We start from the raw sequence: 16,204 nt of genomic DNA, 5'->3' as shown, positions 1-16,204 counted from the left end.
CTGTCAGTTTTGTTCATGTGGCTTTTATTAAGTTAAAGAATAGTAGGATGGGTCAAACGTTGTGGATGGGTGTAGACGACGTGCTGGTCGCCACGGGCAAAACCAATTAAGGTGACACCGGCTTCATCGGCTAAGCGGATTGCCAAGCCTGTCGGTGCGGAAATGGCAGCCAAAAAACTGATGCCAACGGAGGCGGTTTTTTGCACCATTTCATAGCTGGCCCGGCTGGTGACAACAATAAAGCCTTCACTTAAATTTTCACCATGGCGCATCAGCCATCCAATCAATTTGTCCAGTGCGTTATGTCTACCCACATCCTCACGCAATTGGATGATGCCTTTACCGGGTACTGCCCAAGCGGCAGCATGCACTGAACCTGTCAGTTGGTTGAGTTTCTGGTGTTGTTGCAGACCCTTTAAGGCGGTAAATAAATCCATTGCGCTTAAAATTAGCCTGCTGCTGACGTGATCGGGTTGGCGAATGGCTTGCTTTAATGTGCTTGCCCCGCACAGCCCGCAACCTGTTCGACCTGTTAGATTGCGGCCTTTATCTGCCATACATTGAAACCGTTCATCTGGAATTTTCAATTGCACTTCAATGCCGTTCGAACGGTTATAAACACGTGCAGAAAGCAGTTCTTGAGGCGTTTTAATAATGCCTTCCGTTAGGCTAAACCCCAACGCAAATTCTTCCAAATTAGTGGGAGATGCCAGCATAACAACATGAGGCATGCCGTTATAAATTAAAGATACAGGAACTTCTTCCGCAATATAGTCAAGCTGAATGGAGCGTTGGCCATCTTGCCAACGCTCCACGGTGCTTTGCTGGTAACTTGGCCAACCTAAGTCGGCCGCTAACGAGTGCATAATTGCAGCATCGTTAGCCATTCGCAATGCCTTGTTCCAGTAAGTCCAATTGGTTTTCGGAGAATTTATGGTATTCCTGTTGCCATTCTGACGATTGGCTGACTTTGGTGACTTGCACTGCGGTCACTTTGTATTCAGGGCAGTTGGTCGCCCAGTCCGAGTTGTCGGTAGTGATCACATTCGCACCCGATTCAGGGAAATGGAATGTTGTGTAAACCACGCCTGGCTGTACGCGCTCACTCACTAATGCACGTAAAACCGTTTCACCAGCACGGCTCTTAATGCCGACCCAATCATCGGTTTGTAAACCACGGTCTTCTGCATCGTGCGGATGGATTTCCAAACGGTCTTCCGAGTGCCATAGGTTGTTGGCTGTACGGCGGGTTTGTGCGCCGACATTGTATTGCGACAAAATCCGGCCTGTGGTTAGTATCAGCGGGAATTTCTGGCTGGTGCGTTCAGCGGTGGCTACGAATTCGGTTAGCATAAATAAGCCTTTGCCGTTGTCACGCATGAACTCTTGTTCGTGCATGATAGGTGTGCCGGTTGGCGCTTCTTCGTTGCAAGGCCACTGTACGCTGCCCAATTGGTCGATTTTTTCGTAGCTGACACCCGTAAAGGAAGGGGTCAAGCTGGCGATTTCTGCCATGATTTCCGATGGATCGCTGTAGTTCATCGGATAACCCATTGCGTTTGACAGCATTTGGGTAATTTCCCAATCGGCATAGCCCGCTAATGGGGTCATGACTTTTCTGACCGGTGAAATACGGCGTTCTGCGTTGGTAAACGTGCCATTTTTCTCCAAGAAAGAAGAACCTGGCAAGAATACATGCGCAAATTTAGCGGTTTCGTTCAAGAACATGTCTTGAACAATCACACATTCCATTGAGCGTAAAGCTGCGTGGACGTGTTGTATATCTGGGTCGGACTGCGCAATGTCTTCGCCCTCTACGTAGAGACCCATGAAGGTTTTATCCATCGCCGAGTCAAACATATTAGGGATGCGCAAGCCTGGTTCTGGGCTTAGCTGTGCTTGCCAGGCCTTTTCAAACAATGTTCTAGTTTCTGTATCAGAGACATGGCGGTAGCCAGGGTATTCATGTGGGAATGAACCCATGTCACAAGAACCTTGGACGTTGTTTTGACCACGCAATGGGTTAACGCCCACACCTTCACGACCTAAATTGCCGGTTGCCATCGCTAAGTTGGCAATGCCGATAACCATGGTTGAGCCTTGGCTATGTTCGGTAACGCCTAAGCCATAGTAAATCGCACCATTTTTAGCGGTGGCATAAAGTCTGGCGGCGGCTCTAACTTCTGCGGCGGGTACGCCAGTGACGGCTTCGCTGTTTTCAGGCGAATGGCGATCTTCAGAGATGAAGGTTTTCCATTTTTCAAAGGAGGCTACATCACAACGTGCGATTGCAAAAGCTTCGTCCATCAAGTTTTCTGTGACGACGACGTGTGCCAAAGCATTGATAAGAGCAACGTTGGTGCTAGGGCGCAATTTCAAATGGTGTGACGCTTGTACGTGCGGTGTTTTTACCAAATCAATTTCGCGCGGGTCAACGACAATCAGCTTTGCGCCTTGGCGTAAGCGTTTTTTCATCATTGAACCAAATACAGGGTGACCGTCGGTAGGGTTGGCGCCAATGACCATAATGACATCAGCTTTCATGACTGAATCAAAATCTTGGGTACCGGATGATTCACCAAAGGTTTGTTTCAAGCCATAACCCGTGGGTGAATGGCAAACGCGGGCACAGGTGTCGACGTTGTTGTTGCCAAAGCCAGCCCGGATCAGCTTTTGTACCAAATAGGTTTCTTCGTTGGTGCAGCGTGAAGAGGTGATGCCGCCAATGGAATCTTTGCCGTATTTGGCTTGGATGCGTTTAAATTCAGATGCCGCATGGTTGATTGCTTCTTCCCAGCTGACTTCTTGCCAAGCATCTTTAATGCTGGCGCGGATCATCGGTTTGGTGATGCGGTCTTTATGGGTGGCGTAACCAAAGGCGAAACGGCCTTTGACGCAAGAATGTCCGTGGTTGGCTTTGCCATCTTTATGCGGAACCATGCGGATAACTTGTTCGCCTTTCATTTCGGCACGGAATGAACAGCCGACGCCACAGTAAGCGCAAGTGGTGACGATTGCATGTTCAGGTGTGCCGTGGTCGATAACGGATTTTTCCATCAAAGTGGCGGTTGGACAGGCTTGAACGCAAGCGCCGCAGGAAACGCACTCGGAGTCCATGAACGGTTGGTTTTGGCTGGGTGAAACTTTTGAATCGAAGCCTCGGCCATCAATTGTCAAGGCAAAAGTACCTTGGGTCTCTTCGCAAGCGCGAACGCAGCGCGAGCAGACGATGCATTTGCTGGGGTCGAACGTGAAGTACGGATTGCTTTCGTCTTTGACAGCATCCAAATGGGTTTCGACAGGATTATAGCGGACTTCACGCAATCCTACCGCACCTGCCATATCCTGCAATTCGCAGTCGCTATTGGCAGAACAGGTCAAGCAATCCAGTGGATGGTCTGAAATGTACAGCTCCATAATGCCACGACGGACATCCGCCAAACGCGGGTTTTGGGTGGTGACTTTCAGGCCTTCGCCGACTGGGGTGGTGCATGATGCAGGCATACCGCGCCCGCCTTCAATTTGGACGACGCAAAGGCGGCATGAGCCGAATGGATTGATGCTGTCGGTGGCGCACAGTTTGGGTATGTCGATACCCACGCTGGCAGCAGCGCGCATAATCGATGTACCTACCGGGGCGGTGACTTTAAAGCCATCAATTTCAAGTGTGACAGACTCGCTTGAAGTGCTGGCGGGAGTACCAAAATCTGGGTCTTTATTCATGCTCATGGGAATTTCCTCTTATCAATTATGCTGCATCTGCTTTGTCGGCAATCCCAAAATCTTCTGGGAAATGGTTCAAAGCACTGAGGACAGGGTAGGGTGTCATGCCGCCTAATGCACAAAGCGAGCCGTTGAGTAAGGTGTTGCAGAGGTCGCGCAGCAGGACAATATTTTTGTCGAGATTGCGGCCATTAATAATTTCATCCATCACTTCATAGCCACGGGTAGAGCCAATACGGCAAGGTGTGCATTTGCCGCAAGATTCGATAGCACAGAATTCCATGCTGTATTTCGCCATTTCCGCCATATCAACTGTGTCGTCAAAAACGACGACACCACCGTGACCGAGTACCGTCCAATTGGCAGCGAAGGCTTCGTAATCTAAAGGGGTATCAAATTGCGATTCAGGCAAATAAGCCCCCAGCGGGCCGCCAACTTGAACGGCTTTGATCGGTCTGCCGGTGGCAGAGCCGCCGCCGAAGTCGTAAAGCAATTCACGCAAGGTCAAGCCAAAGGCCATTTCAACCAAGCCGCCGTGTTTGATGTTGCCTGCCAATTGCAAAGGTAAAGTGCCACGTGAGCGTCCCATGCCGAAATCGCGGTAGTATTCGCCGCCTTTGTCGAGAATGATGGGGACTGAGGCTAAAGAGATAACGTTGTTGACGACTGTGGGTTTGCCGAACAAGCCACTGATGGCGGGAAGAGGTGGCTTAAAGCGAACCAATCCGCGTTTGCCTTCCAAACTTTCCATTAGCGAGGTTTCTTCGCCGCAAATATAAGCGCCAGCACCCAAACGGACTTCCAAGTGGAACGCTTTGCCGCTGCCTTGGATGTCGTTACCTAAATAGCCGGCTTCGTAGGCTTTGGCAATCGCTGTGTTCAGGGCGAGATGGGCGTGGGGATATTCAACGCGCAGGTAGATGTAGCCTTGGGTTGCGCCAACGGCGATACCGGCGATGGTCATGCCTTCAACGAGGACAAACGGGTCGCCTTCCATCACCATGCGGTCAGAAAAGGTGCCGGAGTCGCCTTCATCGGCGTTACAGATGATGTATTTTTGTTCGGAAGGTGTGTTTAAAACAGTGTTCCATTTGATACCTGTTGGGAACGCTGCACCGCCACGACCACGTAAACCAGAATCGGTCACGTTTTTAACGATGTCCGCTTGGCTCATTGCCAAAGCATTTTTAAGGCCTTTATAGCCATCATTGGCCAAGTAATCGTCCAAGCTGACCGGATCGGTTTTGCCGATGCGGGCAAATGTCAGGCGCTGTTGTTTCTTTAGATAAGGGATTTCTTCAACAATGCCTAAAGACAGGTCGTGTGTACCACCTTGCAAGAAATTGGCGTCAAACAAACTTGCAACATCGCTGACTTGTACGGGGCCGTAGCCAATACGACCTTCAGCAGTAGCCACTTCGACCAAGGGTTCTAGCCAGAACATGCCGTGCGAGCCGTTACGGATCAAGGTAATGTCAATGCCACGATGGTTGGCTTCGGAGGCGATTGCTGCAGCGACACGGTCTGCACCGAGTGAGACGGCACTGGAATCGTTAGGAACATAAACGACGAAACTCATGCTGTTTTCTCCAATTCTGCGATGGTTGAGTCGAACACATCGGTTGACACGCGTCCAAAAATATCGTTCCCGATTTGCATGGCAGGCGAGCAGGCGCAATTGCCTAAACAATAAACGGCTTCAAGGGTGAATTTGCCATCAGGAGTGGTTTCGTGAAAATCAATACCTAGTTTAGCTTTGGCGTGTTCTTCAAGGGCTTTGCTGCCCATGGCCTGGCAAGATTCTGCGCGGCATAGGTTGATAGTATGTTGCCCTGGTGGAGTATCACGAAAATAATGATAAAAACTGATGACGCCGTGAACTTCAGCGCGGGATAAGTTCAACGCCTTAGCAATATCAGGGACACTGTCTGCCGGGATATAACCAATTGCGTCTTGTACGCCATGGAGAATGGGTAGCAGCGCGCCAGGCTTATCTTTGAGTGCGGAAGTGATTTCTTGCACAATTGCTTGTGTATTGCCAGTGTCTATCATTAGTGTCTCGCCGTGAAAAGTCCGTGCATGAAGATAGCAATCGTCCGTAATGGCTATGTAACCGAAATATTACGTAAGGATAACATAAGAACTTTTAACTGTAAAAACGCTAGGATCAAGGCATGGGCGATAATTTCCCTATTAATTTCCTAAGGAAATTAGTGGTGTGCTGGTATTTGGGTTACCAGATCACACCCAATTTTGGGGTTGTGCAAGAAACAGTAAATTAATTGGCTATGTTTGTGAAATTAGCTACAGCCCAAGTGCTCGCCATAAGCATTGGTCTGGTTGGGAAGAATTGCCCTAGTGTTAGGGGGAGGTAGGTGATTTCACACAGACTGGTCGGCAAAACCCTTATTTTTTAAATAAAACAAAGTTTTTTAAAAATTTAGATTGTTGAATTAAAAGAATATTTCTATTTTTGGCATTGTGTGTGCGTAAGAGGTTATGCCCAAGGTTCGGGTAACTTTAATGACGAATGCTAATAATGAGAAATAAAATGAAATTACACAAACACTTAAAACAATTAGGCGTGGCAGTACTGGTAGGCCAAGCATTGATGATTCCGGCAATTGCCGCAGTCAATTGTCGGGTCTTATCTGCGGATCGGCTTTTTGATGGTGAGAATTTACTTACAAACACCGCCGTTTTGGTGAAAGGCCAAAAAATTGTGCAACTGGGTACAAAAGCAGATTTGGCGGCATTGTGCAGCCGAGTGCTAGATATGGGCAATGCAACCCTTTTACCGGGTTTTATCGAATCACATGCCCATATCACCTTCCAAAACGTTAGAAAAGATATTGTGCTGCGGCACGGTGTCACCACGGTTCAAGACACAGGAGGTCCGTTGCAAGCGCCTGAAAGCGGGCGTGCAGCTTTGCGTTTGCTGAGTGTCGGGCCGATTATCCAAGCACCTAGCGGTTACCCGTTAAATATTTTTGGGGGTACGGGCGGTTATGACCAAATTGGTTATCCGGTCGCTAGCAGTACCGAAGCGCAAACAGTCGTCCAGCACTTGGTCGATGGCGGTGCTACGGCTATTAAGATAGCGCTTGAACCGGGTGGGGAAACGGGGGCGCCATGGATGATGTCGCATGGCGGCAATCCTGTACCCGCCACGCCTTGGGCTATCTTGCCCCAAGACATTGTTGATGCCATCGTTGATGAAGCCCATCATCCACAAAATGGCAGACCCGCGCGGCGGGTGATTGCCCATGTCGGTGAAAACACAGGTTTTGAGCGCGCACTGGCTGCGGGCGTGGATGAATTTGCCCATATGCCCTGTGCGCCGATTGATGAAAGCCTGTTAAGCCAAGCCGCGAACACGGCAGGCTTAACTTTTGTGACGACCGTCGATACCTTGTCATCTTGTGTGGACACAACCACACACCAAGGCATCCATTCCAACACTGCACAGCTGGCTGCCAAAATTGCCGATTGTGAAAGTGCCACTCCGGGCAATTGCGCGCAAATCCTGTACGGTTCCGAAATTGGACATGACAACGTGCCTTGGGGGGTTAACGGTGAAGAAATGCATATGATGTTGATGCTGACGAGCGGCGCATCGATTGACTTTATGGACGTGCTTAATGTCTTTAAAGCGGCAACGTCTAAAGCCGGAAAGCATTTGGGGATTGATAAGCTGGGTACGCTGACGCCAGGGGCGCCTGCCGATATTATTGCCGTCAAAGGCAATCCGTTCGAAAAGTTTAAACTACTGGAGTATCCGGATTATGTGATGTCGAGCGGGCAACCGGTAGTCAATAAATTTAAGTAGGGCAGCACAAAAAAATAAAGCCGGTTCTAAAGCAATTTAGAGCCGGCTTTTTTCGTGGTGGGTAACAGCAACTACTTGCTGATCTTCAGTGCTAAAAACGCAGGGCTACCTTGGCGTTGGATCAGCAACGCAATGGATTTGCCAATCGGCAAGCCTTTGGCCACTTTGTTAAAGTCGGCGGCATTGCGGATGGTTTCGTTTTGGATGCGCAGGATCACATCGCCACGTTGGATGCCTGCTTCGGCGGCGGGGCCTTTGCCGACTTCTTGTACCAATACACCGCCGTTGGGTACTTGCAAAGCGTCGCGTTGATCGTCGCTGATGTCCGTCACTTTTAAAGCCAACTTATTGTCAGGTTTGGCTTCCGGTTTGGTTTCGGCGACTTTTTCGTCCTGATCCGGCAACAAGCCAATTTTGAAATCGATGGTTTTGGTTTCGCCTTGGCGGATGATTTTTAGCGTGGCATTGTCGTTGATGGGTGTGACACCGACCATAGGCGGCAAATCGCCGGATTTGTCGATAACCTGGCCATTGAATTCGATAATGACGTCGCCAATTTTCAACTGCGCTTTTTCTGCCGGACTGCCGGGAATGATTTTGGAAACCAAGGCGCCTTGCGGTTTTTGCATACCGAACGATTCCGCCAATTCACGAGTGACATCTTGGATCTGTACCCCTAACCAGCCGTGCGAAGCTTTGCCTTTGGTTTTGATTTGTTCAACCACATTCATCACCACATCCATGGGAATGGCGAATGACAAGCCCATAAAACCGCCGGTACGGCTGTAAATTTGCGAATTGATGCCGATGACTTTGCCATCCATATTAAACAGCGGTCCGCCGGAATTGCCAGGGTTGATCGCCACGTCAGTTTGGATGAAAGGTACATAATTGCCACCAGGCAGGCTGCGGCCTTTGGCGCTGACAATGCCGGCAGTGACGGATTGCTCAAAACCAAACGGTGAGCCAATCGCCAATACCCATTCGCCCACTTGCAATTGGTTGGGGTTGCCGATGTTGACCGATGGCAGGCCCGTTGCTGCAACTTTTAATAAGGCCACGTCAGTGCGCGCATCGGAACCGATCAGCTTGGCGACCAGTTCGCGGCGGTCGGAGAATTTAACGACAATTTCGTCCGCATCTTTAACGACATGGTGGTTGGTCAATACATAGCCGTCGGCTGAAATGACAAAACCTGATCCCAATGATTGTTGTTCACCACCGCCAAAATCACCGCCTTCAGGGTTGTTGAAAAAGCGTTTGAACAGCTCTTCCATTTCGGGTGTCATGCCTTCAGGCATTTGCTGTTCTTTACTAATGGCTTCGGGGGCGGGTTGGGCTTTTTGTGTGGTGCTGATGTTAACCACGGCAATGCCATTGGCTTTGACCATTTCGGTAAAATCCGGCAATTGCGCGGCTACTGTCTGCATGAACAGAGTGGCGGCTAGAAAAATGCAACCATTCAGGGTTTTAAACATAACATCTCCAGTTTATTCATTGATGATTTATGGCCCAATGAGAGCCTATAAGGCAGGCTTAGTGGCTTGCTTTGTATTTTAAGGTGCAGCGGGTTTGAGCCTGATGCCTTCGGCAATGAGTTTGATGGTGGGTTCCGGAACTTCGCCCATGACAGTCAATTCATAATCGCCGAGCGATTGGCTAAAAAAGTTGATGGTGCCGATGGCCTGGATGGCAGAGGGAGTGTTGCCGCTAGGCTGGCTGGGTTTATCGTTGCGGTGTTCCAAATAGACCGAGACGGATGACAGGCCGTCACCCAAAATCAAATGTTCTACGGGCTGTGGCGAGTTGTGCATGGCACGGCGGGTAAAATACAGTTGTTGAAAGCCGGCAGGTACTTGGTTGACGGTGAAGGCGGCATCACTAAAATCGGTATGCTCGGCAGGTGGTTGTTTGGCGTCTTTGTTCGCCGTATCTGCAAAATCCAGCTTGTCTTTGATGTCAAGATCAGTAAAAACCAGCTCTTCCAGGACATTGCCCGATGCGTTAAACACCACGGCTTTCAACGGCAAAAAATGATCTTTTTCCAACCAAAGCTTTCTGGAATAGCGTAATGAGTCCTTGGCTTTAAGTTCGATGACATACGTGGGCAGCATGGCGATGTTTTCTTGGCTAACCAGTTGGATGTCGTAAAGCGGGGTGAGGGTGTTGATGTCTTGTGGAAGGTCAAGCAGAAAGGAATGTTCGAAGGGGCGATGGTCAATGATTTTATGTCGGGTGGCCTTGTAGAGACAGCTCACTTCGCCTGAATCGCGGATAATTTCCCGCAGTGGCGAATTGAGTGACAGCAGCCGCTCTTGCTCTAAGCCGCTTTTGTTGGCGTGGAAGTATTGCATCGGTTCCAGTTTTCCGTTCCGCAAAAAAGCAACAGTCCCTTGATAATTAAGGCTATGCATGGCCTGCGCCATTTTGGCGAGGCTTTGTTTGCCGTCGGGTAGGCTTTCTTCTGCCGATACAGTGTTTGAGGCGATGAGTAAGGAGAGGAGAAAACGCTTAATGTCGATCATTGTTGGTTATAAGCCGTTACTCGGGTAAATGGTTTTAATTCGGCTTCACTGGTGGCATACACGCTGCTGTTGTGGGCTTGCAGGTATTCGTTGATACGGGCGTTGAGCGACGGGGTTGGCAGGGCTTCTGTTTCGGGGGCGATGGTGGCTTGCTTGGTTTGGCTGGAGGCGACTTGTAGGGCTTGTCGGTTTTCAATAGGTTGCAGGGTAGGGGTGTTCAGGCCGCGTTCGACAAGCACCGCACAGACGGCAACCGAGGCAGCCAAAGCCCATTGTTTATAATGGGGTTTGATAATTATTTTGCTTTTCGCTTTCGGAGAGAAGTAAACCGGTTCTTGTTCGATTTGCTGGCTGATGCGGGCGGAAAAGTCCGTGCTGATGTCAATGAAGACATCGGTTTTTAAAGCGTGGCTAATGGCTTCGTAGCGGTTAAGCTTTTGGGTAAGTTCCGGCGTGGTACGCATTTTTTGCAATAAACCAATCGCTTCGTCGCGATCCAGATCGTCATCAAGAAATTGAGAAATTTTTTGGTTTAACTCTTCATTCATCGAAAATCACCGTGTTTAATCAAGCAAAGGGCTTAGTTTATTATCAATGGCTTCACGCGCCCTAAAGATACGCGATCTGACCGTTCCTACCGGACAAGACATGGCTTCGGCAATTTCTTCGTAGCTCATGCCTTCAAATTCCCGCAACATAATTGCCGTCCGCATTTCTTCGGGCAAATTGTCAATCGCCGACTTAATGACCGCGACGATTTCATCATTCATCAGCAACCCTTCAGGCGTTTCAATGCCCTGCAGTTGGGGTGCATTCTCAATTTGTTCGGCTTCTTGGATGTCCACTTCGTACTGCGAACTGCGCCGTGTTCTGGCGACCAAATGGTTTTTTGCCGTGTTGATGGCAATACGGTACAGCCAAGTATAAAAAGCCGAGTCGCCGCGAAAATTACCTAAGGCGCGATAAGCCTTTATAAAAGTTTCTTGGGCGACATCCTGCGCCTCGCTTGGGTCTTTAACGTAGCGGTTAACCAGTTGGATGATTTTATGTTGGTATTTTAGCACCAGCATATCGAAGGCTTTTTTGTCGCCCCGTTGCACCCGCAATACCAGTTCTTCGTCGAGTTGCTCGTTAGTCCTTGTTTGACTGTTCACTACGGCTCTTTATGTTGGAATGGACAGGATAAAATTTGATAAGTTCGAATCGACATATTTTTGACACAAAAATTGCTATCAATCCGTAAAAATCGTTATTATCCCTAAACGCTGGGCATTAAGCCACCACACAGCATGATTGATTATCCATTTTGTAGATATTATGACTGATTCAAAAATTTACGACGTTTTGGTTATTGGCAGTGGTGGGGCTGGTTTGGGATTGGCCCTCAAGCTGGCTGAACATCCGTTACGGATTGCCGTGCTGTCCAAATTTGCCTTGACTGCGGGCAGCACCTACTACGCACAAGGTGGCATTTCCGCTGTCTTTGATGCCGAAGATTCCGTCGAGTCGCATATTGAAGACACTTTAGATGCCGGTGCGGGTTTGTGCAATCCTGAAATCGTCAGGCTAACCGTAACCCACGGTAAAAGCTCGATAGATTGGCTTCAACAACAAGGTGTTGCCTTTACGGAAGAATTTACCACAACTGGCGAAAAAGTGTTGCATTTGAACCGCGAAGGCGGTCATTCGCACCGCCGGATTGTCCATACCGCTGATGCGACCGGTAAGGCCGTGTCATTGTCGTTGATTGAACGGGCGCAGGAGCATGCCAATATCGAATTGTTCGAAAACCACAACGTCGTCGAGCTAGTAACGGCAGACAATGGCGAAGGCGGCAAAAAAATTGTCGGTGCTTATGTGCTGGACTCGCAACAACAACAGGTTAAAGCCATGACCGCCCGCGTGGTGGTATTGGCAACCGGTGGTGCCAGCAAAGTCTATCTGTACAGCACCAACCCGCAAAGTGCGACCGGCGATGGCATTGCCTTGGCATGGCGCGCCGGTTGTCGGGTCAGCAATATGGAATTTATGCAATTCCATCCGACGTGCCTGTTCCATCCCAATGCCAAATCGTTTTTGATTAGCGAAGCCGTCAGAGGCGAAGGCGGTAAGTTGATTTTGCCGGATGGCTCGCCGTTTATGCAACGTTTTGATGCCCGTTGCGAATTGGCACCGCGTGATATTGTTGCCCGTGCCATCGACCACGAAATCAAAAAACGCGGCATTGATTGCGTGTATTTGGATATTAGCCACAAGTCCGAAGCCTTTATCCTCGAACATTTCCCCACCATTCACAAAAAATGCCTGAAATACGGCATCGACATCACCAAGCAGCCGATTCCGGTCGTGCCTTCGGCACATTACACCTGCGGCGGCGTTTTGACCGATAGCTATGCGCGCACAGACATAACCAACTTGTATGCCATCGGCGAAGTCGCAAGTACTGGCTTGCATGGCGCCAACCGTATGGCCAGCAATTCATTATTGGAGTGTTTGGTGTTTGCCGAGCGTGCCAGCATCGATATTTTGGAGCGTTTGCCCGGCATTTCTGCACCGCCAGCCATCCCTGAGTGGGATGAGTCGCTGGTCATCGACTCCGACGAAGAAGTGGTGGTTGCCCATAACTGGGACGAGTTGCGCCGCTTTATGTGGGATTACGTGGGCATTGTCAGAAGCGACAAACGCTTGTACCGCGCCTTAAGCCGCGTGGAATTGCTGAAAAGTGAAATTGCCGAGTACTACGGCAATTTCCGTGTCACCAGCGATTTGTTGGAATTGCGTAATTTGGTGATCGTCGCCGAGCTGATTATCCGCTGTGCGTTGTTGCGTAAGGAAAGTAGGGGGCTGCATTACACCCTTGATTATCCTGATCTGGACAATAGCAGACCACCGCAAAACAGTATTTTGACGCCTGAAATCTAAGCGTATCAGGCTAGTTTCCCACCAAAGCGGACTGCAGGGATTTTGCCGCTTTTTCACAATGGGCTGCTGAGGCTTTGGCTTTTAGTTGCAAAGCCAAGCCTATGCGCAAGCCATCGCTTTCTTGGGTTGCATATTCATTCAGTGGTTTGCAGGCTTGCTGCATGCGTTGTTCGGCTTGCACGATGGTGTCCGCCTGTTCGGTGTCGCTGGCTACTCTCATCATCACCTCGCTGGTCAGGCTGTTTTGCAGGCGGAAAACATTTTCGACGTATTGCGCTAAAGGTTGGTCGACGGCTTCCCCTGTTGTTTCAGGGCGTATTTGGCTACAGGAAATTAAAGCGACCGAAAACAGGCTTAAAACGGTGGGTTTAAGTGTTGGCATGGGCGTTCCCACTGGCAAGATGTTGTTTGGGTTTTGAAGCGATTGTCCTGGAAAGCAGGGCGTTGCATGAAGCGCCATGCCCGCCTTATTTTTTAAAATTCAAGCGGACTCGGTGTATACTTCGCCAACTCGAAACAATAATAATTCAACAAAACGGGGCCACACTGATGACTGAAAAGACCGTAAGCAAGTACTTGCTCAATCTTGAAAAACACTTTGCTCATGATAACCCCGTCTTATTGAAAGCATCAAAAGTTTTCCACGAATTGGATCAAATTGAGTTTGATCTTGGCCTTATCGAAAGCGACGAAACCACCGCAGCAAAAAGTTCTTGGTGGCCTATCATCACCTTGATTGGTGGCAATTCCACGGCAAAATCGCGATTTATCAATACTTTTCTAGGTACCGAGCATTTGTTGTCGGGCATCCAGGCGTCCAGCTACAAATTTACCGTCCTGTTACATAATAGCCAAACCAACACCGCTACGTTGCCGGGTTCGGCCTTGGATGTTGATATCCGTTATCCGTTTTACCAAATTGGTCGCAAAATTGAGCAGCAGCAAAAAAGCGAAGGCAAGCGCATCAATTCCTACTTGGAGTTAAAAACCCTCAACAGCGCGGCAGTGAAAGGCAAATTGTTTATTGATGCGCCCAACATGGCAGCTGCGCCGCTCACGCCTGTTACGTCCATGCTGACCCGTCATGTGGTTGAGCATTCTGATTTGGTGCTGATTTTTGCCGATGTGTTCGACACCAGCGCGCCTTTGGTCGATGAGTTGGTTGCCACTTTGCGCGAACACCAAGACACCAATAAATTCACTTTTTTAATTGAAGAGCCGCCGGCGTTTATGACGCCGATCAACCGTAGCGAAGTGATCTCCAATTGGCAGCGCAAGCTGGCGGGGTTGGGCATCAACTCCGGTCAATACATTGTTTTGCCTAACCAGCAAAACAACAAGCTACAAGACCAAAACTACCTTGCCGAAATTGAAATGCGTCTTGCCAATGTGGGTCATGACCGATCCTACCGTGTGTTGGATGCCTTAGAAAAAAACATTGAAGACATCGAGCAGATCATCATTCCTGAAGTCGGCAAAACTTTGGTGACGTGGAAAGAGCGGGTGAATATCTCCAGCTTGTTGGTGTTGACGTTTATCTTGTCGCTGGCGGTGTTTGCGGAAATCCAAATTGGCGGCATTTTAGATTTGTTGCTTGACCCTATTGTCGGTCCGGTTTCCCTTGTCGCTTTACTGGGGCTGATGGTGCCTGTGCATTTGTTTGGCAGCCGCTTGCAAGCGAAATTGATGGTTGCCAAGCTGAAAGAGCGCCAAAAAGAGTTGGAGCTGATGGAAGACTTGACGGGTTTGTTTGATAAAAGCCAAACCGTTTTGCGTATGTTGCTGCCGATGACCGAGCCTGCGGGCTGGAATAAAAAAACCAAAATGCGTTTGCATAAATTAGATGAAAAAGCCAAAAGCCTGGTGCAAGCCTTAAACGACAGTTTTGGCAGTTACGACGATGCGCCCACCGTTTCAGATTTTGACGATTTTAAAGATTATCCCTAATTGATTTTAATTTTGTGCAAGCGAATGCCTGCACAGCCAAGCTTAAAGGATGCCATCACCTAAAACTAAAAACACCGAGCGCGCTTCGCTCCAAAAATTATGGCTATTTTTAAACATTATTTGCCGTTGTGCTGGTTTAGAAAAAATCCTTACGCCCTTGAGGATTCGTTGGGCTTTTTGAAAAAAAATCTGGTTTATTTTTTTATTGTGCAGTTTTTTCTGCAAGCCAATATGACTGACGATCCGGGCGAATCGTTTGTTGAAGTTATCTTGGAAATCATCGTTTCCCTCCTGTTTATTGGCCTGATGTTGCTGCTGAACGGCACTTCCTATGCTTTCATCAGAATGGCTAATGCCTTTTTTTTTGGCATGAACGCCGTCTCTTTTTTGGTGATCCCCATCTTAATCTGGTTGACGGTGAGTGAAAATATTGTCAGCTATTATTTGCTAGCCCTGACAGGGGCATGGGCTTATATGATTGTGACCTATATCATTAAACGCACTTTGTTAATCAATACTGCCGCCAGCATGGTGCTTAGCCTGACCTATTTTGCCACCACTTATTATGGCGCGTTTGCTTTGGGGCAGCTGTTGTAATGTCGGGTGATCGCGTTGTCGTCATTTTTTGTAAAGCACCGGTAGCAGGGCAGGTTAAGACCCGTCTCATGCCTTTTCTTAACGGTGAACAGGCGGCGCAAATCCATAGGGAGCTGAGCCTAAGAACCCTGCAATGGGTAACGGACAGCCAATTATGCCCTGTGCAATTGTGGTGTGCGCCCAGTATTGACCACCCTTTTTTTGCGGAAACCGCCGCGCAATTTCCTGTCACCCTGCATCAGCAGCACGGCCAGCATTTGGGCGAACGCATGCATCATGCCTTTACCAGCGCGTTGCAACATTATCGCCAAGTGTTGCTGATGGGCTGTGATTGCCCTTCGTTGACAGCTGACGATTTGCGCGCCGCTTTTTTGGCGTTGGATAGCCATGATGTTGTACTTGCTCCCGCTGAAGACGGCGGCTATACCTTAATCGGCTTAAAGCAAGCCCATCCTGCTTTGTTCACCGATATAGCTTGGGGAAGTGACCAAGTGTTGGCGCAAACGCGCTTGCGTATCGCCCAACAACAGCTGACGCTGGGCTTGTTATCCGAACAGTGGGATGTCGATCGGCCTGAAGATTTGCAGCGTTACCGTTTGTTGGTGGCTAAACCCGATTAGGATGTGGCGATGCAAACCGCCCGAACCTACCCTTAACTTAA

At 49.1% G+C, this 16,204-nt stretch carries 14 protein-coding genes; 5 read left to right on the top strand and 9 right to left on the bottom strand.

What is annotated here, in order from left to right:
- Positions 1-32 precede the first annotated feature (32 nt).
- Genes fdhD through ACYQ1O_RS15745 form a run of 4 tightly spaced genes read right to left on the bottom strand, consistent with a single transcriptional unit; the run spans position 33 to position 5,775 of the window.
- Positions 33-887 carry a formate dehydrogenase accessory sulfurtransferase FdhD gene (fdhD, locus tag ACYQ1O_RS15760; protein WP_459993118.1) on the bottom strand — a complete coding sequence of 285 codons (855 nt, stop codon included), beginning with the start codon at positions 885-887 and terminating at the stop codon, positions 33-35.
- The gene (gene fdhF / locus ACYQ1O_RS15755; RefSeq protein WP_459993117.1) at positions 880-3,729 is read right to left on the bottom strand and encodes a formate dehydrogenase subunit alpha; all 2,850 of its coding nucleotides are present in this window, start codon (positions 3,727-3,729) and stop codon (positions 880-882) included. The genes fdhD and fdhF overlap by 8 nt, the downstream gene beginning before the upstream one ends.
- 19 nt (positions 3,730-3,748) lie before the next feature.
- On the bottom strand, positions 3,749-5,302 hold the full coding sequence (locus ACYQ1O_RS15750) for a formate dehydrogenase beta subunit (protein ID WP_459993116.1): 1,554 nt from the start codon (positions 5,300-5,302) through the stop codon (positions 3,749-3,751).
- Positions 5,299-5,775: a formate dehydrogenase subunit gamma gene (locus ACYQ1O_RS15745; RefSeq protein WP_459993115.1), complete on the bottom strand. Its 477-nt coding sequence runs from the start codon at positions 5,773-5,775 to the stop codon at positions 5,299-5,301. Before ACYQ1O_RS15745 ends, ACYQ1O_RS15750 begins: the two co-directional genes overlap by 4 nt.
- Positions 5,776-6,274: 499 nt before the next feature.
- Here ACYQ1O_RS15745 and ACYQ1O_RS15740 point away from each other — a divergent pair, with 499 nt between their 5' ends.
- On the top strand, positions 6,275-7,552 hold the full coding sequence (locus ACYQ1O_RS15740; RefSeq protein ID WP_459993114.1) for an amidohydrolase family protein: 1,278 nt from the start codon (positions 6,275-6,277) through the stop codon (positions 7,550-7,552).
- A gap of 71 nt (positions 7,553-7,623) precedes the next feature.
- On the opposite strand, the gene ACYQ1O_RS15735 is transcribed toward ACYQ1O_RS15740, so the two are convergent.
- From ACYQ1O_RS15735 to rpoE, 4 genes are all read right to left on the bottom strand, one after another.
- Positions 7,624-9,030 carry a DegQ family serine endoprotease gene (locus ACYQ1O_RS15735; RefSeq protein WP_459993113.1) on the bottom strand — a complete coding sequence of 469 codons (1,407 nt, stop codon included), beginning with the start codon at positions 9,028-9,030 and terminating at the stop codon, positions 7,624-7,626.
- A gap of 78 nt (positions 9,031-9,108) precedes the next feature.
- Positions 9,109-10,077 carry a MucB/RseB C-terminal domain-containing protein gene (locus ACYQ1O_RS15730; protein ID WP_459993112.1) on the bottom strand — a complete coding sequence of 323 codons (969 nt, stop codon included), beginning with the start codon at positions 10,075-10,077 and terminating at the stop codon, positions 9,109-9,111.
- On the bottom strand, positions 10,074-10,625 hold the full coding sequence (locus ACYQ1O_RS15725; RefSeq protein ID WP_459993111.1) for a sigma-E factor negative regulatory protein: 552 nt from the start codon (positions 10,623-10,625) through the stop codon (positions 10,074-10,076). The genes ACYQ1O_RS15730 and ACYQ1O_RS15725 overlap by 4 nt, the downstream gene beginning before the upstream one ends.
- A 15-nt stretch (positions 10,626-10,640) precedes the next feature.
- The gene (gene rpoE, locus ACYQ1O_RS15720) at positions 10,641-11,231 is read right to left on the bottom strand and encodes an RNA polymerase sigma factor RpoE (protein WP_459993110.1); all 591 of its coding nucleotides are present in this window, start codon (positions 11,229-11,231) and stop codon (positions 10,641-10,643) included.
- A gap of 163 nt (positions 11,232-11,394) precedes the next feature.
- Here rpoE and nadB point away from each other — a divergent pair, with 163 nt between their 5' ends.
- Positions 11,395-12,999, top strand: a complete 1,605-nt coding sequence (gene nadB, locus ACYQ1O_RS15715; protein WP_459993109.1) for an L-aspartate oxidase — start codon at positions 11,395-11,397, stop codon at positions 12,997-12,999.
- Between the two features lie 10 nt (positions 13,000-13,009).
- Here nadB and ACYQ1O_RS15710 read toward each other — a convergent pair whose 3' ends face one another.
- Positions 13,010-13,381: a hypothetical protein gene (locus ACYQ1O_RS15710; protein ID WP_459993106.1), complete on the bottom strand. Its 372-nt coding sequence runs from the start codon at positions 13,379-13,381 to the stop codon at positions 13,010-13,012.
- A gap of 167 nt (positions 13,382-13,548) precedes the next feature.
- On the opposite strand from ACYQ1O_RS15710, the gene ACYQ1O_RS15705 reads away from it, so the two are divergent.
- From ACYQ1O_RS15705 to ACYQ1O_RS15695, 3 genes are all read left to right on the top strand, one after another.
- Positions 13,549-14,946, top strand: a complete 1,398-nt coding sequence (locus ACYQ1O_RS15705; RefSeq protein ID WP_459993105.1) for a P-loop NTPase family protein — start codon at positions 13,549-13,551, stop codon at positions 14,944-14,946.
- A gap of 99 nt (positions 14,947-15,045) precedes the next feature.
- Entirely contained in the window at positions 15,046-15,543 is a 498-nt protein-coding gene (locus tag ACYQ1O_RS15700; protein WP_459993104.1) for a hypothetical protein, read from the top strand.
- The gene (locus ACYQ1O_RS15695; RefSeq protein ID WP_459993102.1) at positions 15,543-16,163 is read left to right on the top strand and encodes a TIGR04282 family arsenosugar biosynthesis glycosyltransferase; all 621 of its coding nucleotides are present in this window, start codon (positions 15,543-15,545) and stop codon (positions 16,161-16,163) included. The genes ACYQ1O_RS15700 and ACYQ1O_RS15695 overlap by 1 nt, the downstream gene beginning before the upstream one ends.
- The last annotated feature ends 41 nt before the right edge of the window (positions 16,164-16,204 follow it).

Source organism: Methylosoma difficile (assembly GCF_054657615.1).
Note: the sequence above shows the minus strand (reverse complement) of the source record. Positions and strands in the feature narration are given on the sequence as shown.

What these genes read in the sequence shown, in the direction of transcription:
- fdhD (WP_459993118.1), bottom strand. Translation starts at nt 887, where the DNA reads ATGGCTAACGATGCTGCAATTATGCACTCGTTAGCGGCCGACTTAGGT.
- fdhF (WP_459993117.1), bottom strand. Translation starts at nt 3,729, where the DNA reads ATGAGCATGAATAAAGACCCAGATTTTGGTACTCCCGCCAGCACTTCA.
- ACYQ1O_RS15750 (WP_459993116.1), bottom strand. Translation starts at nt 5,302, where the DNA reads ATGAGTTTCGTCGTTTATGTTCCTAACGATTCCAGTGCCGTCTCACTC.
- ACYQ1O_RS15745 (WP_459993115.1), bottom strand. Translation starts at nt 5,775, where the DNA reads ATGATAGACACTGGCAATACACAAGCAATTGTGCAAGAAATCACTTCC.
- ACYQ1O_RS15740 (WP_459993114.1), top strand. Translation starts at nt 6,275, where the DNA reads ATGAAATTACACAAACACTTAAAACAATTAGGCGTGGCAGTACTGGTA.
- ACYQ1O_RS15735 (WP_459993113.1), bottom strand. Translation starts at nt 9,030, where the DNA reads ATGTTTAAAACCCTGAATGGTTGCATTTTTCTAGCCGCCACTCTGTTC.
- ACYQ1O_RS15730 (WP_459993112.1), bottom strand. Translation starts at nt 10,077, where the DNA reads ATGATCGACATTAAGCGTTTTCTCCTCTCCTTACTCATCGCCTCAAAC.
- ACYQ1O_RS15725 (WP_459993111.1), bottom strand. Translation starts at nt 10,625, where the DNA reads ATGAATGAAGAGTTAAACCAAAAAATTTCTCAATTTCTTGATGACGAT.
- nadB (WP_459993109.1), top strand. Translation starts at nt 11,395, where the DNA reads ATGACTGATTCAAAAATTTACGACGTTTTGGTTATTGGCAGTGGTGGG.
- ACYQ1O_RS15710 (WP_459993106.1), bottom strand. Translation starts at nt 13,381, where the DNA reads ATGCCAACACTTAAACCCACCGTTTTAAGCCTGTTTTCGGTCGCTTTA.
- ACYQ1O_RS15705 (WP_459993105.1), top strand. Translation starts at nt 13,549, where the DNA reads ATGACTGAAAAGACCGTAAGCAAGTACTTGCTCAATCTTGAAAAACAC.
- ACYQ1O_RS15700 (WP_459993104.1), top strand. Translation starts at nt 15,046, where the DNA reads ATGGCTATTTTTAAACATTATTTGCCGTTGTGCTGGTTTAGAAAAAAT.
- ACYQ1O_RS15695 (WP_459993102.1), top strand. Translation starts at nt 15,543, where the DNA reads ATGTCGGGTGATCGCGTTGTCGTCATTTTTTGTAAAGCACCGGTAGCA.